We start from the raw sequence: 24975 nt of genomic DNA, 5'->3' as shown, positions 1-24975 counted from the left end.
GTTCATATCATCATGATTTTATTACCAAAAAAACACCATCAGGGAAAAACGCCTGGTTACTCTTTTTTATCACAAAGATATTACCTTTCATGATATATTTATACTTACAAAATAAAAAACAAAAAAATGTCTATTTTTATTTAATCCTGTATATGCTGGTCAGCATTTTTTGCAACTCCATTTCACCGGGATTAATTTAAAACAGTTACGCTAATATATACCAACCACATAATGGGTAATATACTTTTAAATAATAAACATTTAATAAGGATATAAAATAAAACAATTAAGCGTAATTGAAATTGATATGGTTTCCGGTGCCGGTGTCTATTCTGATGCAGGTGCATTAATTGGTCGCGGTGTTGGTACTATCGTAGATCAATCTGTTTCCCTGATTTCATCATGGGTTAAAGCAAGCCGTAAATAATATTGATACCGTATTAATCTGTTATTTTTATAAAGGAACTTTACGTAATTAAAGTCCCTTGTGTTATTTTATCCCCATATCAGCCGCCCTTCTGTTTTTGCTGTCCCGATAGTGACAATACAGCCCGCATTAAAGTGCAGGAAATCTGATTCGATGCCGTCGGAGAAAATCACGCCGTTCTCCGGCATCAGCGATTCCAGTTGCAGCGGTGCGGCATCATCAATGGTGCCGAATACCAGCCTGGTACCGGTCATGCGTCCGGGAAACGGCTCGCGGACACTGAAGCGCAGCCTCTTATCTGCCCAGCTTACCCCCTGCTGTAGCGGGTGAGATACCTGACCGGTCACGCCCAGCGCGCCCGCAAGAATGGATTGCAGCCAGCCGGTTGATCCGAGACTGGTTGAAATAATAATTCCGGAAGAGGATTGTGTTTCCGTATCACCTGACCAGCTCAGAACATAGCGCGCGGAGGTGTGACTTTTCGGTCCGATAAACAAATCATTTACCGCCAGCATCTGCTGCCCGTCATTGGTCGTCGCCTGTGCAAAACTCAGGGTTTTCCAGTCCATTTTTCCGTTCAGCGTGTTCGTCACCACATCCTGCAACTGTGCCAGCTCAAAAGGCAGCAATGGTCCGTCCCAGCGTTGCGGATCAGGGTTAACCGCAATAACCGGCTGGCCGCTCAGATATTTAAGTGTATTAGCAACCAGCCCGTCCTGGCCTATCACCACCACAAGATCACGGGCAGAAAACTGATAGCCCGGCAGCAATGTGCGCTCAAGCAATTGAAAGTGACCAAACGGTTGCAGGATCTGTTTTGCTTGTGTCAGCTGCGCCTGGTAAAGGTCATGCTCCGCGAGATAATCACTGACTGAGACCCCGCTGTGTTCCAGATAAAATTTTGCCTGCGGCCAGGTATTGAAACGTTCGGTCAGCTCCTGCAAACGGGTTTTCCGGGTGACCAGCACCACGCGGATATCTTCTTTTATACTCATGCTTTGCTCCCTTTTTTCATCATCTGGCTGAACATATCCGGTGAAATATTCAGCTCACCAATTTTTCCGGCATTCTGTGCCAGGGATTCAAATGCCATCGCCATCAATTGCTCCGGTGCCATCCGGCTTAATGCCAGGGCTTTGAGATTCTCTACCGGCAATTCGCGGTATGCTTTCATTTTTGTTTCAATGGAATATGCATCTGCCTCTGACTGAATCCGCTGATTTCCGGCACTGAGTGAAACCAGTGTCCGGCGCTGCTCCTCTTCCCCGATCTCTGCAGCCAGGCGCTCCTGCGCCATTTCTGCCTGCTCACGTAATAATGTGCGCTCATTTTCCAGCCGGGCTTCTTCTATCTCCTGCTCCTTTTGCTGTATAGAGAGATCGGTTTCCAGCTCCGCTTCTTTGATGGTCCGCTCCTGCTCTACAGACGATTTACGCCGCGCGTAAATCGCGTCATCGGCCTCTTTCATCAGGGATTCGCGGGCTTCGGCTTCCAGTGCTCTTGCAGTTTCCGGTGTCGGTGTAATTGCCGTGACAGAAAAATCCAGTACCGCCAGCCCCTGAGCCTCAAGTGCGGTCAGTTGTGATAAACGTGATTGCACCAGAGCGACAAGAGACTGGCTGAGTAACAAGGCGCGTCGCAGAGGCGTTGCCTGAATTTCGGCCTGAATAATAGTCTGGGCGGCACGGACAACCCGGTCACTCAGTTTCATCGGGTCTTCTGAGGCATAGGTTTTGCCATCCTTATTCAGTGTGAAATTAAGCACACCGGCAGTTTTTTCCGGCGAACTTATCTGAAATGAGAGCTGTCCCTGCACGCGCAGGCTCTGAAAATCGGCTGTCTGGAAATTAAAGATAAACGGCGTTTCCTGCGCATTGAGCGGTAGCGCAGAAACAGAGGTTGTCGCCGTGTTGTACCAGAAACTCAGCCCTTTTCCCTGATAACGGACAGTTCCGTTGACGGATTTAATAACAAATGTGGACGGGTCTGCTTTAAAGAATCTGAGATTTAACATGATATCGCTCCATTAAGTGTCCTTATGACAATAAATCAATAGTGACTCATAGACACTATTGATGTCAAGTATAATTAGTGTCTCAATGACATTTAATTTGCAATATGTCGCAGGCTCCTTACAATATAGCCAACGTCATCCAAATCGCTGGCTTCCCTTCGCCAACGAACCTGCATTCTCATACCTGAACAGGATAGCCCGATGGACGAACAAACTTACCTTGCGCATTATCAGCGCCGCGACTTTCTCTCCCCGCTGATAACCGTGGATACCGTTCTTTTTACCTGTCACGAAGAGACACTCAAAGTGTTGCTGGTTGAGCGCGCAGAGCACCCGGAGAAAGGTAAGTGGGGGCTGCCGGGCGGATTTATCGATGAATCACAGGATAAGAGTCTGGAAGATACCGTGATGCGCAAACTGCGCGAGAAAACCGGGATATTGCCGCCATATATTGAGCAGTTATGCACTACCGGCAATGATAGTCGGGATAAACGCGGCTGGTCAGTCACGGTTTGCTATACCGCACTGATCGCGCACCAGGTATGTGAAAAACATATTGATACTGTAAGTAATGTGAAATGGGTATCACTGAAAGAAGCGGAACAGCTGAGCCTGGCATTTGATCATCAGTCGCTGATTCAACAGGCGAAAGCGCGCCTGAGGCAAAAATCACTCTATTCCGTTGTCCCGGGGTTTGCGTTGCCGGAAACCTTTACCCTGCCGGAGCTGCAACAGGTTCATGAAATTCTTATCGGACAGCCGATTCAGAAAAAATCATTCCGCCGTCGTCTGGAGCAGGCTGATTTACTGATTGAGACCGGAGAAAAACGGGCTGATCGCGGGCGTCCGGCAGCATTGTACCGCTTAAAGCCGGCCTCGAAGGATTACCGGTTTATCCGCAATCTGGAAACAGATGAAGAGTAAGTGACCACTTACTGACGAATAGCCTTTGCGACTGTCAGCAATGCGTCCGGGCTTTTAATATTCGGATAGATCGCGCTGAAAGGAATAACAATGTAGCGCTGTGCTTTAACCGCTTCCAGGTGAGAAAGCGCGGGGTGATTTGCCAGCCAGGCTTTTTTCTTCTCTGCCGGCGACCAGACCGCATCAGCCAGGATAATATAGTCCGGCTGACTGCTGAGCAGAATCTCCGGTGATACCTGAATGCCTGCCATCGGCATGTTTATAAACGCATTTTCACCGCCCGCAAGCCGGATCATTTCCGTCATAAATCCTTTCTTCCCCTGCGACATCAGAGTGTCACTCTGACTGTCCAGGTAAAAAACCACTGGCTTACGTGGCAGCGGTGGCAGTGCTTTTACCTGTGCGAGAGTCGCATCGACGCGGGCTATCGCAGCATCTGCCTCTTTTTCCCGGTGAAGAACCACACCTAATCTGCGCAAATCAATTCTGATCCCGTCAAACCCGCTGTATGCCTGACGTTCACAGGCAAAGGTTAGTAAATAGCTGCCGATATCAGCCCGCTGCAAATCAGTGCGGCTGCTCACCGACGCTGTAAATGCGGAAGAAAACCCGGCAACAACAAAATCAGCGCCGGAGGCGATTAATTTTTCTGATCCAGGATATTTAACCGAAAAAACAGGCAGTTTATGATAGAACCCGGTTTTAATAGCGTCGGCTGAGTCATCGATATAACTGACGCCCAGCATTTGCTCTCCGGCATCCAGCGCCAGCAGCATATCTGCGGCGTGCTGATTCATCGCAATGATATGTTGCGGCGGTGTCGCTTTTGTCCACAGCGGCTCGCACTGCTTTTCAGCAGCCGCAGCGAAAGAGAGAAACAGAAGCACCCCGCTGATTGCCATCCTGATAAAATGCTGAATATACATAATGTTATTTATGCTCCACCAGCAAAGACGGAACCGGTCTTCCCTGCTCAATCTGCTCGGAAACAAACAGATGTATCTCTTCCGGCGTAGTCAGCCGATACCATAAATTATCAGGATAAACAGTGACAAGCGGCCCCTGATTACAGGGATACTGACAATGCGAGCGGGTCAGCAATACTCCCTTTTCATTTTCAAACAGATTACGTGCCGCAAGCTGGTGGCGCAGTTGTGTCAGCAGTGATTTTGCCCCCCGGCAAACACAGCGCGGTCCCATACAGAAGAAAAGATGATAGCGGTGCGGCGGTGTTTTTTCCCAGTTCGGATTGGATTCTGCTTTCGGTTCACGGCTCTGCGACTGCTTTTCCAGATCAGTCAGCAGCTCTGCGGCTTGTTTTGAATTCAGTGTGTTATCCGCCCCGGTGAGTACACACAAACGCCGGTGAAGCCGTAACTGCGGATACTGCACTGTTATTTTCTGCTCCAGCCCGGATGTCAGAGACATCAGCGCCTCACCGGATTGTTCCGCACCGGTAAATACCAGCAGCAACAGATGCCGGGTGTTATCCGTTATCTGCTGTGCCAACTGCTGTAATACCATCTCACTGTCTGAGCAGCAGGCTATATCAGCGGGAAAGCCTCTCTCACTGAGCGCACCCCGGAAATCCGGAGATAAAAAATCTGCATTCTGTAAAGTATCCAGATACAGTGTGATGCTCTTTCCCATTTTTCAGACTCCTCAGAAACGGTAGGTATAGCGCAGTTCTGCGGTTAACGGACGCCCTAGGTTATCCACTTTGACCAGACCGTTGCTGGTCAGCCCTGCCGGATAATCACGGTTAAGCAGGTTTTCCACTAACAGAGAGAGTTTGTGCTGCTGTGCATGATCGACATACCGATATGCGCCCGCATCAAACACAGTGTAATGACCATAAGATACCCCGCCGGATTTCAGCTCACCGACATAGCGGGTGGACAGCTCCGCGCCCCACTGTTTCGCCGGGGCATCATAACCAACGCGCCCGCGGGTAAAGAAATCAGGGATATCATTAAGTGTTGCGCCGTTTTTGGTATCGAGCCAGTTGCGGGTCATATCTGCGGAGACATACCACTCTTCACTGAAATTCAGTTTGGTGGCAAGCACCACGCCTTTGGTGCGGATTTCACCATCACCATTAACCCAGCGATCCACATTGCCGACTTTCACCGTTGTAATCAGATCATTGATTTCGCGGGCATATCCTGTGGCACCAAACTGCCATGCACCGCCGTTTTCCCACTGTGTCAGATAATCAAAACCGGCTTCAATATTCTTACTTTTCTCGGCTTTCAGATCCGGGTCGCCCACCACCTGCTTGTTTGCATCACTGACAAATAACTGCTCCGCATTCGGCAGTTTGAAGGCAGTTCCGACCTGCCCGCGCAGTGTCAGGTTATCGCTCGCTTCATAAGCCGTGCTTGCCATCCAGACAGTTGCGTCCTGCCCGCCCTCAAAGCGTTCATAGCGCACACCCAGTCCGGGTTTTAATTCAGGAAGAGAGGTGATCGCCGGGCGCACCTGCAAATACAGCGCATTGGCTTTTGCTGTATCTGTCTCAATTTTCATCACCTCATCTTTGCCCTTATACCACTGGTTATCAGAGCCTAAGACAAATTCATTCTCACCAAACAGATAGCTTTTTAACTGTGCCTGGATGCCGTAATCACGGAATCCCCAATACGAATCATCGTTTTGCACCTCGACTGAGCCATCCGCCAGATACCGGCTGCGGTCATAGCGGGTATTCCAGTCATTCATGTGCGCACGCAGGGAATAGCTGGTGTCGGCAGTCAGAAAGTGCTCGAAAGAGAGTGTGCCGAGATGATGGTCGCGCTTGTTTACCGCGCTGCGGTGATTATTCGGCGTGACCATATCCAGGTCGGCATCCGTATACTGATAAAATGCCTGTAACTGTGCTTTATCCGCAAAGACTTGTGTAACCTGAGCACCCACAGAGGTCAGGTCATAGCCGCGTTTTTTATCACCGATTTTGCCGTTGTAATCACGGTCACGGTATGGCTGATAGCCCTCAGATTTATGACGGCTGACCCACGCCATAAGCCCGGTTTTGCCAATGTCATTATCAAACGCTTTCTGTACATAACCTTCCCCGGAGCGACCTTTGTCTGTATCCGCACCCACACTGAATTCACCGGACAAGGTTTCAGAGGTGGGTTTTTTCGTCACGATGTTAATCACACCGCTGATTGCCTGAGTCCCGAAAGAGAGACTTTGTGCGCCCTGAAGAATTTCAATGCGGTCAATCGCGACCAGCGGCAGGGTATCAAGATAGATCCCGCCGAACAGGCGGTTATTAAGGCGGACACCATCAATTAAAATTAAGGTGTCATCCGGGCGTCCGCCCATAAAAGAATATTTTCCGTAACCAAAAGCCCCCTGTCCCATAGAGACATATAAGCCGGGAACATATTGCTGTAATACCTGGTTTAAATCGGAAGAGGGGCCGGAACGTTCTATTTCATCACGGGTAATGACATGCAGTTTATTACCGTAATCTGCCAGTTCATTCACTTTTGTCGATTCAATCGTCGATGCATTTACAACAATAGTGTCATTTTTCTCAGGTGTTTCCGCCTGCACATAAAGCGGTAAAATCACCATTGCTGCCAATGGTGCAAGTACAAATTTAGTCGCTGTCATACCCTTCTCATTTTTTATTTTATCGTGATAAATACGGCAAATTAAAAACTTATAGCCAGTCAATATACTGAACAAATTCAAAGGGTAAATATGAGAATAATTCTTTTTACTGCTTTGTGAATACAAACGGATTCAGACCCGTTTTTCTTTAAATTCCTGTAGTCACCTGTATCTTTTTTGTTTCATTTGTTAACTATCATAAAAAGTAACTATTCTGTTTCACACCCGAAAAAAAACCGCAATCATCATATTACTGATGACTGCGGTCAGTTCTGGTCAATTAATACTTTTCAAACAACGACTGGATTTCTTTCGGATCCTTTGTCTGCGTCAGAGCCAGTTGCAGCAATACCCGTGCTTTTTGCGGATTCAGCCTTTCTGATGCCACAAAGCCATAAGCGTTATCATCCACTTCGGCATTGCGTGTTGTATAACCGGTCGGCACACGGCTGGCGCGGACAACAACAACATCCTCTTTTGCCGCCGTCGCCAGTGCATCAAAAATACTTTTATACATATTGCCGTTACCCACCCCGGCACTGACAATTCCCTTCACACCGTCTTCCCGCAGCGCTTTAACCGGTGCGGCTGAAGCATTGGCATAGTTATAAACAATCCCGACATCCGGTAATGCACTGAGTTTACTGACATCAAATACCGCGCCGGACTCACGCGGTACTGCTGCGTGATAATAAGTCACCTTACCATCATGGATAAATCCCTGCGCACCCGCATTAACAGCAGCGAATGCCTGAACCTCTGTTGTATTCATTTTAACGACATCGCGCCCGCTGATAACGCTGTCATTCATAACCATCAGGACACCACGATCCGCCGCCGATTTATCGGTGGCAAGGACAACCGCGTTGTAGAGATTGAGCGGACCATCTGCCCCCAATGCGGTCGACGGACGCATCGCCCCCACTAATACGACAGGTTTTTTGCATGCTGTAGTCAAATCAAGAAAATACGCTGTTTCTTCCAGCGTATCGGTACCGTGCGTAATAATAAATCCATCAGTCTTATCGCACGTCTGATTAATTTTATCCGCCAGCATCAGCCATACCTGATCGTTCATATCCTGTGACCCGATATTCACAACTTGCTCACCACTGAGATTCGCCAGTGCCTTCACTTCAGGCACTGCATTAATCAGTGCATCCACGCTGACTTTGCCTGCCTGATAGCCGGAAGAGGTTGAAGAATCCCCGCTGCCGGCAATCGTACCGCCGGTCGCCAGTATGGTGACGGACGGTAATGCCAGAGCCGGTGCCATAAACAGTGAGATCAATGTCGCCAATAATGCCTTATTGCTATTTTTCATGCCGTAAACCCCATTAATAAACAATATTTTCCAATAAATTATTAGCTTAAAAAGCAATAAATGCGATATTAAAAGGTGACGTAGGGGAAATAATAATAAAAAAATATCGAAAATGGGACGGGTAGCAAAAAAACAGCGATGAAAATAACCAGGAAGGAAATAAATCAGGGACTAAGCAAACAATACCGGTTCCGGAGAGGGGGGACTATACCCAACGTCATTCAAGATGCAGGCTGAGCGTAGCCAACGAACCTGCAGTTTGAATGAATAAGGATATAAAAATAATTATTTACATCAATCGCTTACTTAATGTCACCGACGGTTTTTCATTAAATAAGCGCTGATAATCTGTAGCGAACTGACCTAAATGCCAGAATCCCCACTGCATGGCGGCGTCTTTGACGGTGGTTTGTTTTGAATACGGGCTTATCAGTTCACGGCGCACTGCATTCAGGCGGATGGTTTTCAGATATGCGTTCGGACCAATTCCCAGCACCTGCTGAAAAGCATTTTGCAATGTACGGCGGCTGACATAAAGCTCATTACACAATTCCAGAACAGTGACCGGCTCTGATGCATTTTCAAACAGATATTCGCGGGCTTTGGAGACCAGTTTCAGGTAGTTGACGCGGTTGGTGTAATGTTCATCCGCCACCGTACTGGCATCTTCCAGTAATCCCAGGAAAGAGGTCAGCAGATTGTGGCTCAGCACGCGGCTGACATTCTGGTTACGTTCCTGCTCTATTTTTGCGTGCCAGAGTGCATGGCGGATATACTGCCAGATCGCTTCTTTTTTAAACGGGTTCACGCCGATTGCCGGGTTTTCACTGAGCAGATTCATCAGCCGTTCCGGGTTTTGCAGCACAACCGAATGTTTTTTCAGGATATCGTAAGAGATAACCAGGCCCTGGATGTGATAATCATCCGGCGTACTCAGCTCAAATTCTTTACCACCGGGACGCACGGCGATTTTCTGTTTGCACAGCATCTGATTGCCAATGTAGCCGGTATTCTGCTGCTCTCCGGGAATACCGAACCAGAACGCGTTCGGCCAGACCATACAGGACTGGCGCAAAGAGAGGTTTGTGTATTCGTGGAACACCTGAAGCCCGTCAAACAAAGTTTCAGTCAGTTCACCCTCGAACCGGCCCGGCGTGAGCTGATCATACAACTGCTGCCAGGCGGTGATAGCACAAGCCTGATCATAGGCATCATGGGTGTAGCGCTGGGTAAAATTCTGCTCGATCACAATAGGGCTGAGATCGCGGTCCTGCGGCACGTCATCATTAAGGTGATGCAAATCAGGCGTGATTTTCTTCATCAGTTTTTCCCCAAAGTGAACGGCCGTCATCATATTAACCTGCGACCAGTTGCTGCCAGAAATCGGGATGAGGGTTAGGTACGACCATGCTGTAGACCAGCGCACCTTTATCAGAAGCTACCTGTGATGCCGCTTTTTTCGCGGTTTCGACATCGGCGACATCGCCGCTCATTACAAAGTAACACTTACCGCCAATACCATACGCCATATGAAGACGGATTAACGTGACGCCTGCTGCTTTAACAGCAAAATCTGCCGCTTCAATACAGGTCGCAACACTAAAGGTTTCCACTACTCCCACGGCTTCGCGGGCATTTACCTCTGTCACACCGCCGATGGCAGGCAGGACATCAGGATGGATATTGCTGAGCAGAAACTCATCCACCACCTGAGCGCCCCCCTTTTCAACACCGCACTGCATCGCCTGCTGCGCAGCAGCAACATCACCGCCGACCATGACAACATATTTGCCGGGGCAGACTGTTTTGCCCATCAGCAATTTTACATCGGCACTTTTCAGCATAAAGTCGGTCACTTCCATGCCTTTGGCGATGCTGGAAAGCTCAACCATCGCAATTGCGCTGTGCATATTTATTCTCTCTCTATCGTGACAGCGGTGCTGTCAATATGGCGGACAACGCCACTGATACTGGCATGAACCGGTGCGCCCAGCGCTTTTTCCGGGATCGCTGCGATAAGCATACCGGCGGTGACTTTATCACCCTCACTGACCACAGGCACTGCCGGTGCGCCAATGTGCTGACGCAGCGGAATAATGACCTGCTGCGGCGCGTAAATATCATCTGTCATCGGCGCTTTGTGCATGTACTGCGTCAGTTCCAGACGGCGGACAAGCCGTTTTACCGGCAGCATCCGGTGTTGCGCCATCGGATCTTCCGGGCGCAATTCACCTTCGTAGCGGATACCTTCTTCGCGCAACTTCACTTTCAGCATCTGATTCAGACGCATCGGAGAGATTTCGACCGGACAGGACCAGGCTTCACAAATCGCACATTCCGAGCAGGTCAGTGCTGCCACAACCGCTGACGGAGACGAGATTTGCTCGTAACCCACCGCGCGGACAATCAGGTGCGGCGGCAGTTCGTGACCAATAATATGGCGCGGGCAAAGCTCGGTACACATTCCGCACTGTTCACACACCGTGCGCGCCTGGTTAATCACCGTGCGCTCTGAACGCGTCCGGCGCTGAATTAAAATATGATCGTCCGGCAGCACTAATAATCCGCCGGTCGTTTTGGTCACCGCATCATCAAGTGATGTCTGTAATTTCCCCATCATCGGCCCGCCGTTAATATAAGCAGGATTACTGATGGTTACGCCACCCGCCAGCGCCAGCACTTCACGCAAAGTGGTACCGACAGGGACGGAAAGCGTGACCGGATGATGAACCGCGCCATTGACGGTTAAGACCCGGTAAATCACCGCCTGCTCTTTTTCAACGGCATACGCCACATTGATCAGTGTCTGGACGTTGCTCACCACCACACCGACCGCGAGCGGCAGTGCCGCAGGTGGTACGCGTCGTCCGGTTGCCAGCCAGATAGTGATCACTTCATCACCCGCCGGGTAGACATCCGGTAAAATATGCAGACGAAGGGTATCAGGCAGCCGGGTATTCAGGATATCAATAGCCGCCTGATATTTACCCTTTATGGCAATAATGCCTTCTTTTGCACCGGTCGCCCGCATGGCATACAGCAAGCCACGGATCAGGGCATCAGCTTCACGGACAGCAAGCTGCTGATCCACCTGTAAAAGCGGCTCACATTCAGCCGCATTCACAAGGTAAATTTCAGCCTGTGCCGCCAGCTTGACGTGAGTCGGGAACCCCGCTCCGCCTGCACCGACGACACCAGCATCCTGCACCCGCTGACGAATAATGTCGGGCCCGTACTCATGCAGACCCGGAGTCAGGCTACTCATCGCGGTTTCCTTCCTGTTTCACCCGGTAGCGACTGCCGCGTTTGCGCAGTTTTCCCTGTTTAAACAAGTTTTCCAGCGCATCGCGGCTCTCTTCAATCAGGCAACTGAAGTGCATGGCGGCTTCACCGGCGGTCACGCCGTGACGATGCTGCGCATTCGCAGTAAACGCCAGTAGTGCATCCGTATCCGGTGCAGTTACAGCTTCAGCCACAGGTGCGGAAACCGGCGCAGCAACAGAAACAGCAGCAGCCGGTGCCGGAGGCTGAGGTTTTACCTTAACCGGCACGCCGCTGAACCCGGTAACCAGCCATTCGGTATCACTGTCAGGGCGTCCAATCACTTTATGACCAACCACTTTGCCGGTGCGTGATGCGGCAGCAATGCCCGCGTCAACAGCAGCACGGCATGCCGCCAGATCGCCTTCAACAACAAGGGTCACCATCCCCGGGATCACCATTTCATAATTAAGGATGCGGACATTGGCCGACTTGAGCATCGCATCAGCCGCATCAATGCCGGACACCAGACCGTACACTTCCAGTAATCCCAACGAATCGATCATGACCTCTCTCCTGTATTAATGACTGAACTGACTATACCCTTACTCATTCAAACTGCAGGTTCGTTGGCGCAGGGAAGCCAACCGGGTCACATACTGATGTATGCTCCCCGTTTATCTTCCCTTGCCGCCTGCCTGCATCCTGAATGACGTTGGGTACTCCCGGACTCAGGCGCGCTGAATCGGGTTGCGGGCAATATCCAGAACCGCTTCTGTAAAGGCATTACACGCGGCCTGACATGCAGCCTGGCTGCCGGTCAGGAAAGCGGCTGAGTAGTTAGTTTCTGATGGCGGCGCCACATAGGTTGCTAACTGTACATCAGCGGCTTTCAGTGCAGCATCAATACCAAATGTGGCTTCCAGCGGCGGAGCCACCAGATACGCAATCGGATCACCGGCACGGATTTTACCGCCCGATAAATACGACCCGGTACGCGATACCAGATGCGCCAGAAATGCAGTATCTTCTTTGTCATTTGCCCAGCGGAATGCCGGGCCTGACTCGATTGTTGCCATCATTGAGTCCAGACCTGCGCGCACTTCCGCAGGGTTCGGACCACCCAGCATAATCATCACTTCGCCGGAGGTCGGTGATGGTGAGTTTGACGCCCCTGCATACAGGGAGCGCCCGAACACCACTTCCACCATCGCTTGCTTGGTTGCTTCATCAGCGGCGATATACGCCACATCATCAGAGTCAACAGTGATAAGGCCCAGACTGCGGATGTGTTTCGGTAAATTCAGTTCACGGCAGAAATCTTGCTGCACATTAGCAATCAGACGCATTGCAGTGATATTCGGACGGATAAGATCTAATACAGGCATAGTAAATTCCCCGTTAGCGATTCATGTTGATGCCGGACGCTTTCTGCTCCAGCATACGTTTGGCTAAATCCACGATAACCGCTGCCGCTTCAACCGGTGGTGTACCGGAGCGGTGGATATTCGAGATACAGGTGCGGTCAGCTTCTACTGTGCCCGCGACAGTCGGTGAATACACCGCGTAGCAGGAGAGACTTTCAGACTGTCCCAGACCCGGACGTTCGCCCACCAGCAGGATAACCACTTTCGCGCCGAGTATTTCACCGGCCTGGTCTTCAATTTTCACGCGACCATAACGAACAAAGAACGGCGTGCCGACTTTCAGACCGGACTGCTCCAGACCTTTCATCAGCGGCGGCAGGATCTCATCATAGTTTGCCGTAACCGCATCTGTAGACAGACCATCAGAGATGATGACCTGCACATCCGGCGCCTGCACACATTTGGTTTTCAGCAGTTCGATGGATTCTTTGTTCAGAATACGCCCCATATCCGGGCGGGTCAGATACTGGTTTTTGTCAGCAATTTCAGATTGCAGTTCCAGCAGATTCTGTTTTTTCACCCACTCAGCCGGGACTTCTTTCAGAACGGTATCTTTTGAACGGGAGTGGTCCGCCAGGAAACGCAGCAGACTTTGTGTACGCGGGCGCACACCGGCACGACCGGAGCAGACACGTGAACCGGTGCTGTTGCGCAGTTCCTGTAATACTTCGGCGCGGTGCGGGTTCTGAACCCCGATCCACTGTTTTGCTTCCTGAGAGCCGAGATCTAATGCAACTGACTCAACAGAGGTATTACCCTGATTCAGCGCCGCATGTGTTGCCGCAGCAACCGCTTCTGCATTGGTACCCGTGTGCCCCATCTGAGCCATCACACTGCGTACAATGTCATTAATTTGTTTTTGATCCATGATGATTTACCTCAACAATCAGAAGAACAGTGACGGGTCACCGGCACGGTTGGTAAGACGTCCGTTTTCCATCAGCCCCATTGTTTCCAGCCAGGCTTCGAATTCCGGCGCAGGGCGCAGACCGAGTAGCTGGCGGACAGTAGCGATATCGTGGAACGCGGTAGTCTGGTAGTTGAGCATGATGTCATCACCCAGCGGCATCCCGATGATGAAGTTACAGCCCGCAGACGCCAGCAGGATCATCAGGTTTTCGTTGAGGTTCTGGTCTGCATCCGCATGGTTGGTGTAACAGCAGTCACAACCCATAGAGATACCGCTCAGTTTACCCATGAAGTGATCTTCAAGACCGGCACGGATGATCTGGCGGTCGTTATAAAGATATTCAGGTCCGATAAAACCAACAACGGTGTTAACCATAAACGGATCATAATGGCGTGCCAGTCCGTAGTTACGGGCTTCCATAGTGACCTGGTCAGCGCCGTAGTGAGCGCCTGCTGATAGTGCAGAACCCTGTCCGGTTTCAAAATAGAGGCAGTTAGGTCCGGCGATGCGGTTATACTGCGCGCCTACGTGGCGGGCTTCATCCAGCATTTCCAGCTCAACACCAAACTCACGCAGACCTTTTTCACTACCACAAATACTCTGGAAAATCAGACCTCCCGGCGCACCGCGCTTGATGGCTTCCATCTGGGTGGTAACGTGTGATAACACACAACCCTGTGTCGGAATGTCGTATTTGTCGATGATGCCGTAGATAGCATCCAGCACGCGGCTGAGGTTATCCACATCATCGGTGACCGGGTTAACGCCGATAACCGCATCACCACAACCATAAGAAAGCCCTTCATAGATTTGTGCAACAATACTCTGCACTTCATCACGGGTGTCATTCGGCTGTAAACGGCCGCTGAAGTGACCCGGCAGACCCATGGTGTTATTCGCGCGTTTTATGACAGGAATTTTCTTCGCGCCGTAGATAAGGTCGGCGTTAGAGCAGATTTTTGCCACACCGGCGATAACTTCAGACGTCAGCCCTTTGCGCAGCAGGTTGATGTTATCAAGAGTAGTGGTGTCGCTCAGTACATGCTCGCGCAGTTCGCCGATAGTCCAGTTTTTGACACGGTTATATTCCGTCTCATTAATATCATCCTGGATAAGACGGGTAACACAGTCTTCTTCATACGGAACAACCGGGTTATTGCGGACATCGGCAATAGTCAGGTCAGCGAGCACTTGTTTTGCCGCCACACGTTCCTGTGAGTTACTTGCCGCAACACCCGCCAGGATATCACCGGAGCGGAGTTCGTTAGCTTTCGCGAGGACGTCTTTGACGTCCCGGAACTGATAGGTCTGACCAAACAGCGTTGTTTTTAATTTCATATAACGTTCCCTCAGGAAGGAAATGCGAGTGATTTAACAGTAACAGGGACGACCGAACCGCTGAACAGCGGTGAGCCGATATCGATATAATCGCCCGTACGCGTGATAACTTCGTCAATGACAGCCAGTTCGCGGCCGTTCATCAGCGGGCGCAGCAACATACCCAGCGCCTTACCAAAATCCTGACCGGCGATCACCAGCAGCGGCATGGTGTTCGGGTACATTTTTGTAAAGCGTTCCAGGGCATCAATGCAGAACTGCACCGAGGCGTAACTGGTCGGCAGAGAGTCCGGCAGAGAAAGTGCATAAAGATCCTGCTGCGGATTGAGATCCATCTGCGTCAGAGCGCGGCTCCAGGTATTGACCAGATCCTCATCATCCGCACGACCAAGTGCCGGATGGACAACCGGGATATTGCGGATTGGCAAAGTGATGCTGTCCAGCCAGATGGTGCTGCCGGAGAGTGATAAGGTATGCGCACCGGCTCCGATAACTGTCGCGCGGACAGTCTGCGCCGGGGTCTGCATCGGTAATGCATTGAAATTGGCATCGCGGCGGATAGCCTGCGCCAGCAGTGGTCCGATATCCCCGAAACGGAAATCATTACCGGTTTCAGGATTGCTGTAGCACTCGCCGACACCGCCGGAAAGTGTGACTGCATAATAGGAACTGTTTTCCGGCAAACCATCCGTCATCAGTAATTCACGACCGAGCGGCGATAACTTCCCGCTGATCACTTCATACAGCAGCTCACTCATGCGATCGGCAATGATATTAAGCTGCGCGATAGTCAGTGACATCGGATCCGTCTGCTCCCCGAAACAATCACGGGCAATCAGACGTCCCGGCGCATGCACATAACTGACACGCCCCTGAGCATCGGTTTCAAACAGACGTCCGCCGACATTCAGGCAGGCGGAGCTGATAACATGACCGGCTTCAAACAACACATAGTTTGCTGTGCCGCCGCCGATATCAATGTTCAGTACCCGCGCCATCTTCTGTTCTGAGAGTGTCTGTGCGCCCGAGCCGAAACCGGCAATCACCGATTCCAGATGCGGACCGGCAGTAGCTACCACGAAATCCCCCAGTTTCTGGGATAACGCCACCACAGCAGGACGCGCATTGCGGGTTTTTGCCGTTTCACCGGTAATGATGATGGCACCGGAATCTATCGTCGCCGGGTCCATTCCGGCGGCGTTATATTGTGCCAGCACCAGCGCCAGCAGCTCCTCTTCACGCAAGTGACCGTCTTTGTCCACCGGCGTGAATAATATCGGGCTCTGCCAGATAATCGAGCGATCCACAAACTCATAGCGCGGCACCTGTGACACCGCCGCGCGGTTTACCAGAACAAGACGGGAGAAGATCACCTGAGTGGTGGTCGTGCCCACATCAATACCGACACTTAAGAGTTCGAGGGTTTTCATGCGCGGCTTTCCTCCGCTGCATTGTCAGCCTGTGCTTCAGCGTCTGCTGCGACATCTTCCTGCTCAATATTTTTCGGCATCATAATGATGGCAACAACAATCGCCGTAATACCGCCCACAATTTTGCCGACAATCATCGGGAAAATCATCGGTGCCATATTGGCTGCCACGAAACCTAAGTGGTCACCGAGGGCAAATGCGGCTGATACAGAGAATGCGCAGTTAATAACTTTGCCGCGGGTATCCATGTTTTTCATCATGCCGAACATCGGGATGTTGTTCGCCAGTGTTGCGATCATGCCGCCGGCTGCAATATTGTTAATTTTCAGCAGGCTGCCGATTTTCATAAAGGATTTGTCAAACCAGCGGGTCAGCAGCAGCACCATCGGGTAAGCCCCTAACAGTACCGCAGAGATAGAACCGATAACTTCGATGGCGCGCATCACTTGTCCCGGTACATCCCCTTCTGTCATAAAGATTGGATCCAGCCCCGGGATAATATCCCAGCCCACAGTGAATTTAGCCACCGCAGCCGCCAGGCCGATAGTAATGATGCCGACCAGGATTTTGGCGAAAATCTGGAAGCCGTTGATCATTTTTTCAGGGATAAATTTCAGACCCAGACAAACCAGCGCTGCCACAATGATCACAGGGATCATATTGACCAGTAACATGGTCATGCTGAAATCAACAATCTCACCGTTATATTCAACACCGGAAAATTTCGCGACCAGTCCGCCCGCAATACAGCCAATCGGAATGGTGACAATGCCTGCCAGTACACCGAGTGCCAGAAAACGACGGTCTTTTTTATCAATAATGCCGAGTGCAACAGGGATGGAGAACACCATAGTGGCACCCATCATGGAGGCTAACAGCACGCCGGAATATAACCATGCTGCGGCGTCACCGCCTGCAAGCTCTTTCGCGAGGAAGAAGCCGCCCATGTCGATAGCCAGGATACTGCCCGCAAATACTGACGGGTTCGCGCCCAGCATTTCATATACAGGGATAATGACCGGCCCCAGCAACATGGCAATAACCGGTGCCAGCGCAGTCATACCGACCATTGCCAGACCCAGCGCACCCATTGCCATGAACCCTTCTTCAAACTGCTCACCGGAACCGGCAATGCCTTTCCCGACTTTACCCAGACCAATTTTGCCGAGGATAGCTTCTGAACCACCGAACTGATTGAAGATACGATCCACAGCTGCTATCAGCATAAAACTCATCATGATGTACATGATAATTTCGTTAATGCCCATACCTTACTCCTTCCGTGCCTGTCGCGCAGGCTGTTCTTATTTGACTCAGGCAGATTCGTAAATCGCCGCTATCTGAGCCGCTGTGACCGCACGCGGGTTGGTTTTGATGCAGATATCCTGCAATGCAGCTTTGGCAAAACCATCAAAATCCTCACGTTTCCCGCCCAGAGATGGCAGCGTTTGCGCAAGTTCCACGTCGCTAATCAGTTGTTCCACGGCCCCGATGGCCTCTATGTCGGTCATCTGACGCTGAGTCAGGGCATGACCAATTTCGCTGTACGCCTGTTTACACACCAGGCGGTTAAAACGCATCACCCACGGCAACATAATGGCGTTCGCCTTGCCGTGCGGAATGTTGTACGCCGCACCAATCTGGTGCGCCATCGCGTGGCACAATCCCAGACCTGCATTGGAGAACGCCATGCCGGCCATATAGGACGCCAGCATCATGTCTTCACGGGCGTTGATATCATGCCCCTGACCAACCGCAATCGGCAAAGCGTGGCTGATCATGGTGATCGCCCGCAGTGCCAGTGCCTGAGTCAGCGGAGTGACATTGCTTGCCACATAAGCCTCAATCGCATGCGTTAAGGCATCAATTCCGGTCATGGCAGTGATGTGCGGTGGCACGCCGAGTGTCAGACAGGCATCGATAATGGCAAGATCCGGCAGCAACTGGCTGTGTGCCAGTACTTGTTTGATATGATTTTGTTCTTCAATAATGACGGAAACATTGGTGGCTTCAGAGCCTGTTCCGGCAGTGGTCGGAATAGCGATAAACGGCAGGCGCGGATTCAGTACCGCACCGGGCATTAAATTTGCCAGCGGCAGACCGGGATTTGCTGCCAGGACCGCGACCGCTTTTGCTGCATCGAGAACAGAACCGCCGCCGAGGGCAATGATCCCGTCACATTTCACTTTCAGCAGATGCTCAACAGTATTGAAGACATCTTTGTCCATCGGCTCACCCGGCGGGCACGACCAGATTTCATAGGCTATGCCGCTGCGGGTCAGATTACGTTCCAGCACGTCAGTCAGTCCGGCCTGCAATAGCATGCCGTCAACCATAATGAAAACGTGCTTAATACCGCGCTCAGCGAGAACATCCCCGCTGCGCCCGACCGCGCCCGGACCGATTAATGTGGTTGGCGGAACAGAAAACTCGCGCACCTGACGGGCATTGACCAGGTCAAGTGCCTGATAGATTGCGGACTGCATCGCGTCCGCAGGTAATTTATTATCCGGCATGATGCTTTTCCCCCTGAGGTACACCGCAGACGGCAATCGCCAGCGGTGTCATAAAGATAGATTGCTGTGGTAGTACTACATTAAGATGCGGGAAACGCGCCTGAAACAACGACTGCACACCGGGCTGCATACAAGAGCCGCCCGCCAGCCAGAGTTCGGTTACATCTTCACCGCGAATATGATGTTCAACGATGTCCGTCATTTTTTCATATACAGGACGGATCACCGGCCAGATACTTTCGCCGCGCTCACGTTTCATCTGCTCGGCGACTTCCAGCTCAATACGCTGATTACCCGCCAGGGTCAGAGAGATATGATGCCCGCCGGTCGCTTCATCACCGGAACGGACAACTTCCCCGTTCTGCACGATAGCAATGCCGGTGGTGCCCCCGCCGATATCAACAACAGCGGCTTTATCCAGCCCCATCATGTCAGCAACCGCAGACGGCTCATCCAGCACTCTGGAGACTGTAAGCCCGGCAGATTCCAGCACATTGACTGAAATACGCGGGTCGGTTCCCGGCGGAAAGGATGTGGTGGCAACGTCAAACCGGAAACCCAGCTGTTTTTCCAGCGCATCCAGATGTTTGTTGACGATAGTTACCGCACCGAAGAAATCCCAGACAACGCCGTCACGGACAACATCTGCCCAGTCGAGGCAAACCGCGACCGGCTGACCTTCTGCGTTGACCACCATGGACACCACATCACAGGTGCCGAGATCAATCCCCAGCCACAACGACGCATCTTTCTTATCATCCGTTGCCGGCTGATTACAGATTGTCGCTGCCTGCTGTAAGCGTGATGCCAGCCATTCCTGATTGCGTTGAACCATCGGTTCCTCCGGTTTGAAAACGTAACGTCTGAAAAAAGGCGGTGGGATAGCAGATCCCACCGCAGTGGCTTACACGATGCGGAATGAATCCACCATGGTGCAGCGGCGCAGACGAACGAAAGTCCGCGCACAAGTCACACCTTCACCGGTTGGTGTGGTGATCGTCATGGTTGTCCAGCCTTCACCGCCCAGACCCAGTCCCGCAATACACGGTCCGTTTTTCACGAAAATACTGGTATCGATGGCATTTGCCATGCGGTTCAGGTTACTGATGTTATTGGAATGCATTGCTGCTGTATGGTGGCAGCCGCCTTCCAGTTTCACCGCCAGATCGATTGCCTGATCCACATTTTTCACACGGATAATCGGCAGAACCGGCATCATCAGCTCAGTGACGGCAAACGGATGTTTGCAATCCGTTTCTGCGATCAACAAACGGGTATCAGCAGGAACTGTCATGCCGATAGCAGCAGCAATTTTCGCTGCATCACGACCGACCCAGTCACGGCTTACAGTGCCGTGTCCGTTCTCATCCACATTTTTCAGCAGAACAGGGATAAGTTTCTCGCTCTGCTCACGGGTCAGTAATACCGCGTGATTACGCTGCATTTCTGTGACCAGTTTGTCGGCGATACTGTCAACCGCGATCAGTACTTTTTCATCAGCACAGATGATGTTGTTATCAAATGACGCGCCATGAACGATAGCTTTTGCCGCACGTTCAATATCAGCCGTTTCATCAACAACAACCGGCGGGTTACCGGCACCGGCTGCGATCAGACGTTTGTTAGTGTGTTTACGGGCAGATTCAACAACTGCATCACCGCCGGTCACGACTAACAGACCAATCCCCGGGTATTTGAATAAACGCTGCGCGGTTTCAATGTCCGGATTTGCAACAGTAACCAGCAGGTTGTTCGGACCACCTGCGGCGACAATCGCCTGATTCAGAACAGTAATAGTGCGCTGTGATACTTTTTTTGCTGCCGGATGCGGTGCGAAGACCACACTGTTACCGCCCGCGATCATACTGATCGCATTATTGATTGCGGTTGCCGCCGGGTTAGTTGACGGCGTAACAGAGGCAATGACGCCCCACGGTGCATTTTCAATCAGGGTCAAACCACGGTCGCCGGTTAAGACTTCCGGACGCAGACACTCAACACCCGGCGTACCGCTTGCCTGTGCCAGGTTTTTTGCCAGTTTGTCTTCCACGCGGCCCATGCCGGTTTCTTCAACTGCCATAACAGCCAGTTCGCGTGCATGTTCTGCGGCGGCATGACGGATAGCATCGATGCAGCGTTTGCGCATTTCGACAGTTTTTAATGATTTTTGTGCTTCTTTTGCGGCAAGTACGGCGTCATCTAATGAGTCGAAAACCCCGGAGCCATTATTCTGTGAGGCTGACGCCTGCTGTGGTGCTGCTGATGCAGCCGGTTGTGCGCCTGCACTCATGCTGGCCAGAACTGCTTTGACCACATTTTCAATTTCTTTCTGATCCATATTCACCCACGCCTCTTTCTGTGACTCGTTGCGGCGATTTATTTATGAAAAATCACCTGACTTTCCATAACGGCCTCGTCCACAATGCCGATGATACTGAGATCAACCGGTGATGCTTCTTTGTTCTGGGCACGCCGCGCCGAGCTTCCGCTGACGATCAGCACCCATTCACCATTACCCGCACCGATACTGTCGGTTGCGACGGCCACCTCACCGTTTGGATTTCCCTGGCGGTCAATCATTTCCACCAGCAGTAATTTGTCGTGATCCAATCCGGGATGACGCACGGTGCACACGATCTGTCCGATAACAACAGCGAGTTTCATGTTCACCTCCTTTATATTTCAGCAGCCTGAATACAGCCGGCTACGGATTTCAGGTAAAAAAATCCCCTGCCGTCTGAGTGACAGCAAAAAAACCGGGGAGATTAAATAAGCGTGGCGTCAGATCAACGCCACGCTAACAACAATTAATCGATAGATTGATCGCTGGACATTTTGATAGGAAACACTTCTTCCAGGTCACCGTGCGGACGCGGAATAACGTGTACAGAAACCAGTTCACCGATACGCTGAGCTGCTGCTGCACCTGCGTCAGTAGCTGCTTTACATGCTGCAACGTCACCGCGCACCATAGCAGTTACCAGACCGCCGCCGATTTGTTTAACGCCGACTAATTTAACGCGTGCTGCTTTGACCATCGCGTCAGATGCTTCGATTAATGCAACCAGACCCTTAGTTTCGATCAGTCCTAATGCTTCCATGATATCTTCCTCTCATTGAGATCCCATCAGGGACCGGTTTAAATAACGTTTTCTGCTTCAGGGCGGAGAACAGGTTGTTCTGCCTGAGCTAACTGTGTTTGTGCTACCAGCACCAGTTCAATGATGTCGCGGGCATTACAGCCGCGTGATAAATCATGTACCGGTGCGTTTAATCCCTGAATCAGCGGGCCGAGAGCCCGGTAACCGCCAAGACGCTGGGCAATTTTATAACCGATATTACCGGCTTCCAGTGACGGAAAGACCATGACATTTGCGCGGCCTTTTAACTCACTGTCTGGCGCTTTTTTTGCAGCAACATCCGGCACAAACGCCGCATCAAACTGCAATTCGCCATCCACCTTTAACTGCGGTGCGCGTGCGTGGATCATTTCTACTGCCTGTTGCACCATTGCCACGTTCGGGTGTTTGGCACTGCCTGCGGATGAAAACGATAACATTGCGACGCGCGCGGTTTCGCCGGTGATTGCGGTGAAGGTTTCAGCACTGCTCAGCGCGATATCCGCCAGTTGTGCTGAAGTGGGTTGAGGTACGACACTGCAATCTGCAAAACCGAGTACATTGCCTTCCGTTCCCGGCGGCAACATGATGAAAATAGAGGATAATGTTTTAACACCGGGCTTCAGACCAATCACTTTCAGTCCGGCACGCAGTACGGCGGCCGTTGACGAGATATTCCCCGCCACACACAGATCCGCTTTTCCGGCAGCAACCATTGCTGCGGCAAACCAGAGCGGCTGGCGCATGGCTTTATCCGCATCTTCCGGCGCTTTTTCGCCGAGACGTTCAGTGATCGCAGAGGCAAATTCTGCCCGCCATTCATCAGCATTATCCGGGTCAATCGTGGTCAGTCCGTCCATAATGACACCCGTGCGCAGTGAAAAGTCACGCAGTGCAAACGGGTTTGCCAGCAGAACCGGCTCAGCCAGACCATTTTGTTTCAGGTAACGCGCCGCGTGGATAACCCGCTCATCCAGTGCATCCGGCAGAACCACCCGTGGCGGGTTCCGTTTTGCCTGTTGACGACATCGTTCAATGAGCATGTGTTTCTCCTTTGGTCAGCGCCTGTTTCAGGGCTTGTGTGGTCATAAAACCGCCTTCGCGGACCACCATCACCATCAGGACATAGACCGCACTTGAAAGGCGGTTGAGCGCCTGCATAATGTCCGGACGGATAACCTGAAAATAACAATCGATATAAATACGCGCGGCACTGACTTCTGTTTCACGGACTTTGGTGCGCAGCAGATTCAGTATTGCGGAATCACGCCCGTGGCTCACATCCGGAACAATATGGTCGTGACCCAGGTATTTCAGCGGGTTATGAGAGAGCTTATGCAGCTCATCCGCACTCAGGTCTGCAATACGCTGGTCGTCTAACGGCTCGTTCAGTGCATCGGCACGCATAATATTGCCGAGAACAGATCGGATATCTGCCAGCCAGCCTTTCAGCGGCGTCTGGGCAAATTCAGTCTGTAACCAGACCGCTTCTGCAATGGTTGCATCCAGCGCGGCGCGAAATGCCAGACGCGGATCATTTTTAGCAACCATGGTGTGACCATTCAGATGCGTCAGGGTATCAGGCTTTTTCGCCACCGGCTGATGGCACAGCTCGCAGGCTGCAACATCCGCTTTATCTTTACTGGTTAATCCGTGTACTGCTTTCAGATCAGGGACGACCGTTTCGGTTTTACCGGACGCATCCGGTTTTTCCACAAACAGACGACCTTGTTTATCCTGAAATTTCACCTGTAAACGGCGGCCTTCAATCAATTCACGGGCGGACGGCGTCATGCGGCTGTCCGCAGGCAGATGAATTTCACTGCCTTCACTCAGGGTAAAGTTGTCGCGCAGCCAGTCTTCAGTGATAAAGGTCATGGCGATACTCCTCAGCACTCCTGCCAGTTAGCCGGCCAGGCCACATAGAGGAAACGGACAGTGGAAGTTGTTCCGAACTCAATAGCAGAGCCTTTCGGAATAAACATCACGTCACCGGCTTTCGCTATCATAGTTTCGCCTTCATGGCGCACATGCAGCTCACCTTCCAATACCAGATCCACTTCATCGTAATTCAGTGTCCACGGGAAGAAACCTTTGTCCCACTGCATAAAGCCGGCAGCCATGCTGCTGTTATCCTGCGCAGTTATCAAATCAGCAATCCCGACACGGTGCGGACCGGCACCATCAAAATTACCGAATTTTACCGAACTGCTGTCGACAACTTTAATGCCGCCTTTGCCGGTAACACTGCGGTAGCTCTGGGTATTCGGGGTATCGGTGTTCTCAGCAGCGGCCGGTTTAAATGCCGCCACTTTTGCTTTGATCTGCGCCATACGCTCCTGAACCACTTTATCAACCAACTGGGCGATCAGGGTTTCAGTCACATTACCGGCAGGCAGTTGTGCAATGATGCATTCGCGGATTTTCTGCCGCTCTGCGGATGAAATATTGGGTTCTGTTCCGGCGGTTGCTGCAACCGGCGCTGCTGTCAGCGCGGTATTTTGTGCAGTCGCCACTTCGCAAATGGCAAAGCCCAATTGTTCAGCCACAACATGGGCTTCCGGGGTAATAATGCTACCTTTTAGCACAACATCGAGACGGGTTTTGCCCGCTGCGTGTGCATCCCGGATGTCATTGGCCGTAATTAATTTCTTCATCGGA

General features: G+C 51.4%; 24 protein-coding genes. 1 reads left to right on the top strand and 23 read right to left on the bottom strand.

Annotation, left to right across the window (positions count from 1 at the left end; genetic code table 11):
• Nucleotides 1–495: 495 nt before the first annotated feature.
• Both ACMHKJ_RS03985 and ACMHKJ_RS03980 read right to left on the bottom strand, forming a co-directional pair.
• The gene (locus ACMHKJ_RS03985; protein WP_413492199.1) at nucleotides 496–1422 is read right to left on the bottom strand and encodes a diacylglycerol kinase catalytic domain-containing protein; all 927 of its coding nucleotides are present in this window, start codon (nucleotides 1420–1422) and stop codon (nucleotides 496–498) included.
• Complete coding sequence (locus ACMHKJ_RS03980) at nucleotides 1419–2441, bottom strand: SPFH domain-containing protein (protein WP_413492198.1); 1023 nt, start codon at nucleotides 2439–2441, stop codon at nucleotides 1419–1421. Before ACMHKJ_RS03980 ends, ACMHKJ_RS03985 begins: the two co-directional genes overlap by 4 nt.
• A gap of 201 nt (nucleotides 2442–2642) precedes the next feature.
• Here ACMHKJ_RS03980 and ACMHKJ_RS03975 point away from each other — a divergent pair, with 201 nt between their 5' ends.
• Nucleotides 2643–3365, top strand: a complete 723-nt coding sequence (locus ACMHKJ_RS03975; RefSeq protein WP_413492197.1) for an NUDIX hydrolase — start codon at nucleotides 2643–2645, stop codon at nucleotides 3363–3365.
• 8 nt (nucleotides 3366–3373) lie between these two features.
• Here the strand turns inward: ACMHKJ_RS03975 and ACMHKJ_RS03970 are convergent, their stop codons facing one another.
• The 21 genes from ACMHKJ_RS03970 to eutQ all read right to left on the bottom strand — a co-directional run bounded on the left by ACMHKJ_RS03970 (nucleotide 3374) and on the right by eutQ (nucleotide 24971).
• Nucleotides 3374–4291, bottom strand: a complete 918-nt coding sequence (locus tag ACMHKJ_RS03970; RefSeq protein ID WP_413492196.1) for an ABC transporter substrate-binding protein — start codon at nucleotides 4289–4291, stop codon at nucleotides 3374–3376.
• A gap of 4 nt (nucleotides 4292–4295) precedes the next feature.
• The gene (locus ACMHKJ_RS03965) at nucleotides 4296–5015 is read right to left on the bottom strand and encodes a (2Fe-2S) ferredoxin domain-containing protein (RefSeq protein ID WP_413492195.1); all 720 of its coding nucleotides are present in this window, start codon (nucleotides 5013–5015) and stop codon (nucleotides 4296–4298) included.
• 12 nt (nucleotides 5016–5027) lie between these two features.
• The gene (locus ACMHKJ_RS03960; RefSeq protein WP_413492194.1) at nucleotides 5028–6989 is read right to left on the bottom strand and encodes a TonB-dependent receptor plug domain-containing protein; all 1962 of its coding nucleotides are present in this window, start codon (nucleotides 6987–6989) and stop codon (nucleotides 5028–5030) included.
• 280 nt (nucleotides 6990–7269) lie between these two features.
• Nucleotides 7270–8313 (bottom strand): L-asparaginase 2, encoded by a 1044-nt coding sequence (gene ansB, locus ACMHKJ_RS03955; protein ID WP_413492193.1) that lies wholly within the window; start codon nucleotides 8311–8313, stop codon nucleotides 7270–7272.
• Nucleotides 8314–8602: 289 nt separating this feature from the next.
• Entirely contained in the window at nucleotides 8603–9634 is a 1032-nt protein-coding gene (eutR, locus tag ACMHKJ_RS03950; protein ID WP_413492192.1) for an HTH-type transcriptional regulator EutR, read from the bottom strand.
• A gap of 34 nt (nucleotides 9635–9668) precedes the next feature.
• The gene (locus ACMHKJ_RS03945) at nucleotides 9669–10223 is read right to left on the bottom strand and encodes a BMC domain-containing protein (protein ID WP_067368057.1); all 555 of its coding nucleotides are present in this window, start codon (nucleotides 10221–10223) and stop codon (nucleotides 9669–9671) included.
• A gap of 2 nt (nucleotides 10224–10225) precedes the next feature.
• The gene (locus tag ACMHKJ_RS03940) at nucleotides 10226–11578 is read right to left on the bottom strand and encodes a 4Fe-4S dicluster domain-containing protein (protein WP_413492191.1); all 1353 of its coding nucleotides are present in this window, start codon (nucleotides 11576–11578) and stop codon (nucleotides 10226–10228) included.
• On the bottom strand, nucleotides 11571–12140 hold the full coding sequence (locus tag ACMHKJ_RS03935; RefSeq protein ID WP_413492190.1) for a BMC domain-containing protein: 570 nt from the start codon (nucleotides 12138–12140) through the stop codon (nucleotides 11571–11573). The genes ACMHKJ_RS03940 and ACMHKJ_RS03935 overlap by 8 nt, the downstream gene beginning before the upstream one ends.
• A 165-nt stretch (nucleotides 12141–12305) precedes the next feature.
• On the bottom strand, nucleotides 12306–12962 hold the full coding sequence (gene eutL / locus ACMHKJ_RS03930; protein WP_413492189.1) for an ethanolamine utilization microcompartment protein EutL: 657 nt from the start codon (nucleotides 12960–12962) through the stop codon (nucleotides 12306–12308).
• A 13-nt stretch (nucleotides 12963–12975) separates the two neighbouring features.
• A complete protein-coding gene (gene eutC, locus ACMHKJ_RS03925; protein WP_067368074.1) occupies nucleotides 12976–13869 on the bottom strand; it encodes an ethanolamine ammonia-lyase subunit EutC in 894 nt (297 codons plus the stop codon).
• Nucleotides 13870–13887: 18 nt separating this feature from the next.
• Nucleotides 13888–15249, bottom strand: coding sequence for an ethanolamine ammonia-lyase subunit EutB (locus ACMHKJ_RS03920; protein ID WP_413492188.1), 1362 nt, complete (start codon nucleotides 15247–15249; stop codon nucleotides 13888–13890).
• An 11-nt stretch (nucleotides 15250–15260) separates the two neighbouring features.
• Entirely contained in the window at nucleotides 15261–16679 is a 1419-nt protein-coding gene (gene eutA / locus ACMHKJ_RS03915; protein WP_413492187.1) for an ethanolamine ammonia-lyase reactivating factor EutA, read from the bottom strand.
• Nucleotides 16676–17947, bottom strand: coding sequence for an ethanolamine utilization protein EutH (gene eutH, locus ACMHKJ_RS03910; protein ID WP_413492186.1), 1272 nt, complete (start codon nucleotides 17945–17947; stop codon nucleotides 16676–16678). The genes eutA and eutH overlap by 4 nt, the downstream gene beginning before the upstream one ends.
• Before the next feature lie 45 nt (nucleotides 17948–17992).
• Nucleotides 17993–19195 carry an iron-containing alcohol dehydrogenase gene (locus ACMHKJ_RS03905; protein WP_413492185.1) on the bottom strand — a complete coding sequence of 401 codons (1203 nt, stop codon included), beginning with the start codon at nucleotides 19193–19195 and terminating at the stop codon, nucleotides 17993–17995.
• Nucleotides 19185–20030 (bottom strand): ethanolamine utilization protein EutJ, encoded by an 846-nt coding sequence (gene eutJ, locus ACMHKJ_RS03900; RefSeq protein WP_413492184.1) that lies wholly within the window; start codon nucleotides 20028–20030, stop codon nucleotides 19185–19187. Before eutJ ends, ACMHKJ_RS03905 begins: the two co-directional genes overlap by 11 nt.
• Before the next feature lie 69 nt (nucleotides 20031–20099).
• A complete protein-coding gene (locus tag ACMHKJ_RS03895; protein WP_413492183.1) occupies nucleotides 20100–21533 on the bottom strand; it encodes an aldehyde dehydrogenase family protein in 1434 nt (477 codons plus the stop codon).
• Between the two features lie 38 nt (nucleotides 21534–21571).
• Complete coding sequence (eutN, locus tag ACMHKJ_RS03890) at nucleotides 21572–21859, bottom strand: ethanolamine utilization microcompartment protein EutN (protein ID WP_067368098.1); 288 nt, start codon at nucleotides 21857–21859, stop codon at nucleotides 21572–21574.
• Nucleotides 21860–22002: 143 nt separating this feature from the next.
• Entirely contained in the window at nucleotides 22003–22296 is a 294-nt protein-coding gene (eutM, locus tag ACMHKJ_RS03885) for an ethanolamine utilization microcompartment protein EutM (RefSeq protein ID WP_067368103.1), read from the bottom strand.
• A gap of 38 nt (nucleotides 22297–22334) precedes the next feature.
• The gene (pta, locus tag ACMHKJ_RS03880) at nucleotides 22335–23357 is read right to left on the bottom strand and encodes a phosphate acetyltransferase (RefSeq protein WP_413492181.1); all 1023 of its coding nucleotides are present in this window, start codon (nucleotides 23355–23357) and stop codon (nucleotides 22335–22337) included.
• On the bottom strand, nucleotides 23347–24192 hold the full coding sequence (gene eutT, locus ACMHKJ_RS03875; RefSeq protein ID WP_413492180.1) for an ethanolamine utilization cob(I)yrinic acid a,c-diamide adenosyltransferase EutT: 846 nt from the start codon (nucleotides 24190–24192) through the stop codon (nucleotides 23347–23349). The genes pta and eutT overlap by 11 nt, the downstream gene beginning before the upstream one ends.
• A gap of 11 nt (nucleotides 24193–24203) precedes the next feature.
• The gene (eutQ, locus tag ACMHKJ_RS03870; RefSeq protein ID WP_413492179.1) at nucleotides 24204–24971 is read right to left on the bottom strand and encodes an ethanolamine utilization acetate kinase EutQ; all 768 of its coding nucleotides are present in this window, start codon (nucleotides 24969–24971) and stop codon (nucleotides 24204–24206) included.
• Between the last annotated feature and the right edge of the window lie 4 nt (nucleotides 24972–24975).

The organism is Morganella psychrotolerans (genome assembly GCF_965118875.1).
Classification (GTDB): Bacteria; Pseudomonadota; Gammaproteobacteria; order Enterobacterales; family Enterobacteriaceae; genus Morganella; species Morganella psychrotolerans_C.
This window is presented reverse-complemented; position numbering and strand designations above follow the sequence as displayed.

Excerpts from the sequence above, each read along its gene's own strand:
- ACMHKJ_RS03985 (WP_413492199.1), bottom strand. The coding sequence starts at position 1,422 with ATGAGTATAAAAGAAGATATCCGCGTGGTGCTGGTCACCCGGAAAACC.
- ACMHKJ_RS03980 (WP_413492198.1), bottom strand. The coding sequence starts at position 2,441 with ATGTTAAATCTCAGATTCTTTAAAGCAGACCCGTCCACATTTGTTATT.
- ACMHKJ_RS03975 (WP_413492197.1), top strand. The coding sequence starts at position 2,643 with ATGGACGAACAAACTTACCTTGCGCATTATCAGCGCCGCGACTTTCTC.
- ACMHKJ_RS03970 (WP_413492196.1), bottom strand. The coding sequence starts at position 4,291 with ATGTATATTCAGCATTTTATCAGGATGGCAATCAGCGGGGTGCTTCTG.
- ACMHKJ_RS03965 (WP_413492195.1), bottom strand. The coding sequence starts at position 5,015 with ATGGGAAAGAGCATCACACTGTATCTGGATACTTTACAGAATGCAGAT.
- ACMHKJ_RS03960 (WP_413492194.1), bottom strand. The coding sequence starts at position 6,989 with ATGACAGCGACTAAATTTGTACTTGCACCATTGGCAGCAATGGTGATT.
- ansB (WP_413492193.1), bottom strand. The coding sequence starts at position 8,313 with ATGAAAAATAGCAATAAGGCATTATTGGCGACATTGATCTCACTGTTT.
- eutR (WP_413492192.1), bottom strand. The coding sequence starts at position 9,634 with ATGAAGAAAATCACGCCTGATTTGCATCACCTTAATGATGACGTGCCG.
- ACMHKJ_RS03945 (WP_067368057.1), bottom strand. The coding sequence starts at position 10,223 with ATGCACAGCGCAATTGCGATGGTTGAGCTTTCCAGCATCGCCAAAGGC.
- ACMHKJ_RS03940 (WP_413492191.1), bottom strand. The coding sequence starts at position 11,578 with ATGAGTAGCCTGACTCCGGGTCTGCATGAGTACGGGCCCGACATTATT.
- ACMHKJ_RS03935 (WP_413492190.1), bottom strand. The coding sequence starts at position 12,140 with ATGATCGATTCGTTGGGATTACTGGAAGTGTACGGTCTGGTGTCCGGC.
- eutL (WP_413492189.1), bottom strand. The coding sequence starts at position 12,962 with ATGCCTGTATTAGATCTTATCCGTCCGAATATCACTGCAATGCGTCTG.
- eutC (WP_067368074.1), bottom strand. The coding sequence starts at position 13,869 with ATGGATCAAAAACAAATTAATGACATTGTACGCAGTGTGATGGCTCAG.
- ACMHKJ_RS03920 (WP_413492188.1), bottom strand. The coding sequence starts at position 15,249 with ATGAAATTAAAAACAACGCTGTTTGGTCAGACCTATCAGTTCCGGGAC.
- eutA (WP_413492187.1), bottom strand. The coding sequence starts at position 16,679 with ATGAAAACCCTCGAACTCTTAAGTGTCGGTATTGATGTGGGCACGACC.
- eutH (WP_413492186.1), bottom strand. The coding sequence starts at position 17,947 with ATGGGCATTAACGAAATTATCATGTACATCATGATGAGTTTTATGCTG.
- ACMHKJ_RS03905 (WP_413492185.1), bottom strand. The coding sequence starts at position 19,195 with ATGCCGGATAATAAATTACCTGCGGACGCGATGCAGTCCGCAATCTAT.
- eutJ (WP_413492184.1), bottom strand. The coding sequence starts at position 20,030 with ATGGTTCAACGCAATCAGGAATGGCTGGCATCACGCTTACAGCAGGCA.
- ACMHKJ_RS03895 (WP_413492183.1), bottom strand. The coding sequence starts at position 21,533 with ATGGATCAGAAAGAAATTGAAAATGTGGTCAAAGCAGTTCTGGCCAGC.
- eutN (WP_067368098.1), bottom strand. The coding sequence starts at position 21,859 with ATGAAACTCGCTGTTGTTATCGGACAGATCGTGTGCACCGTGCGTCAT.
- eutM (WP_067368103.1), bottom strand. The coding sequence starts at position 22,296 with ATGGAAGCATTAGGACTGATCGAAACTAAGGGTCTGGTTGCATTAATC.
- pta (WP_413492181.1), bottom strand. The coding sequence starts at position 23,357 with ATGCTCATTGAACGATGTCGTCAACAGGCAAAACGGAACCCGCCACGG.
- eutT (WP_413492180.1), bottom strand. The coding sequence starts at position 24,192 with ATGACCTTTATCACTGAAGACTGGCTGCGCGACAACTTTACCCTGAGT.
- eutQ (WP_413492179.1), bottom strand. The coding sequence starts at position 24,971 with ATGAAGAAATTAATTACGGCCAATGACATCCGGGATGCACACGCAGCG.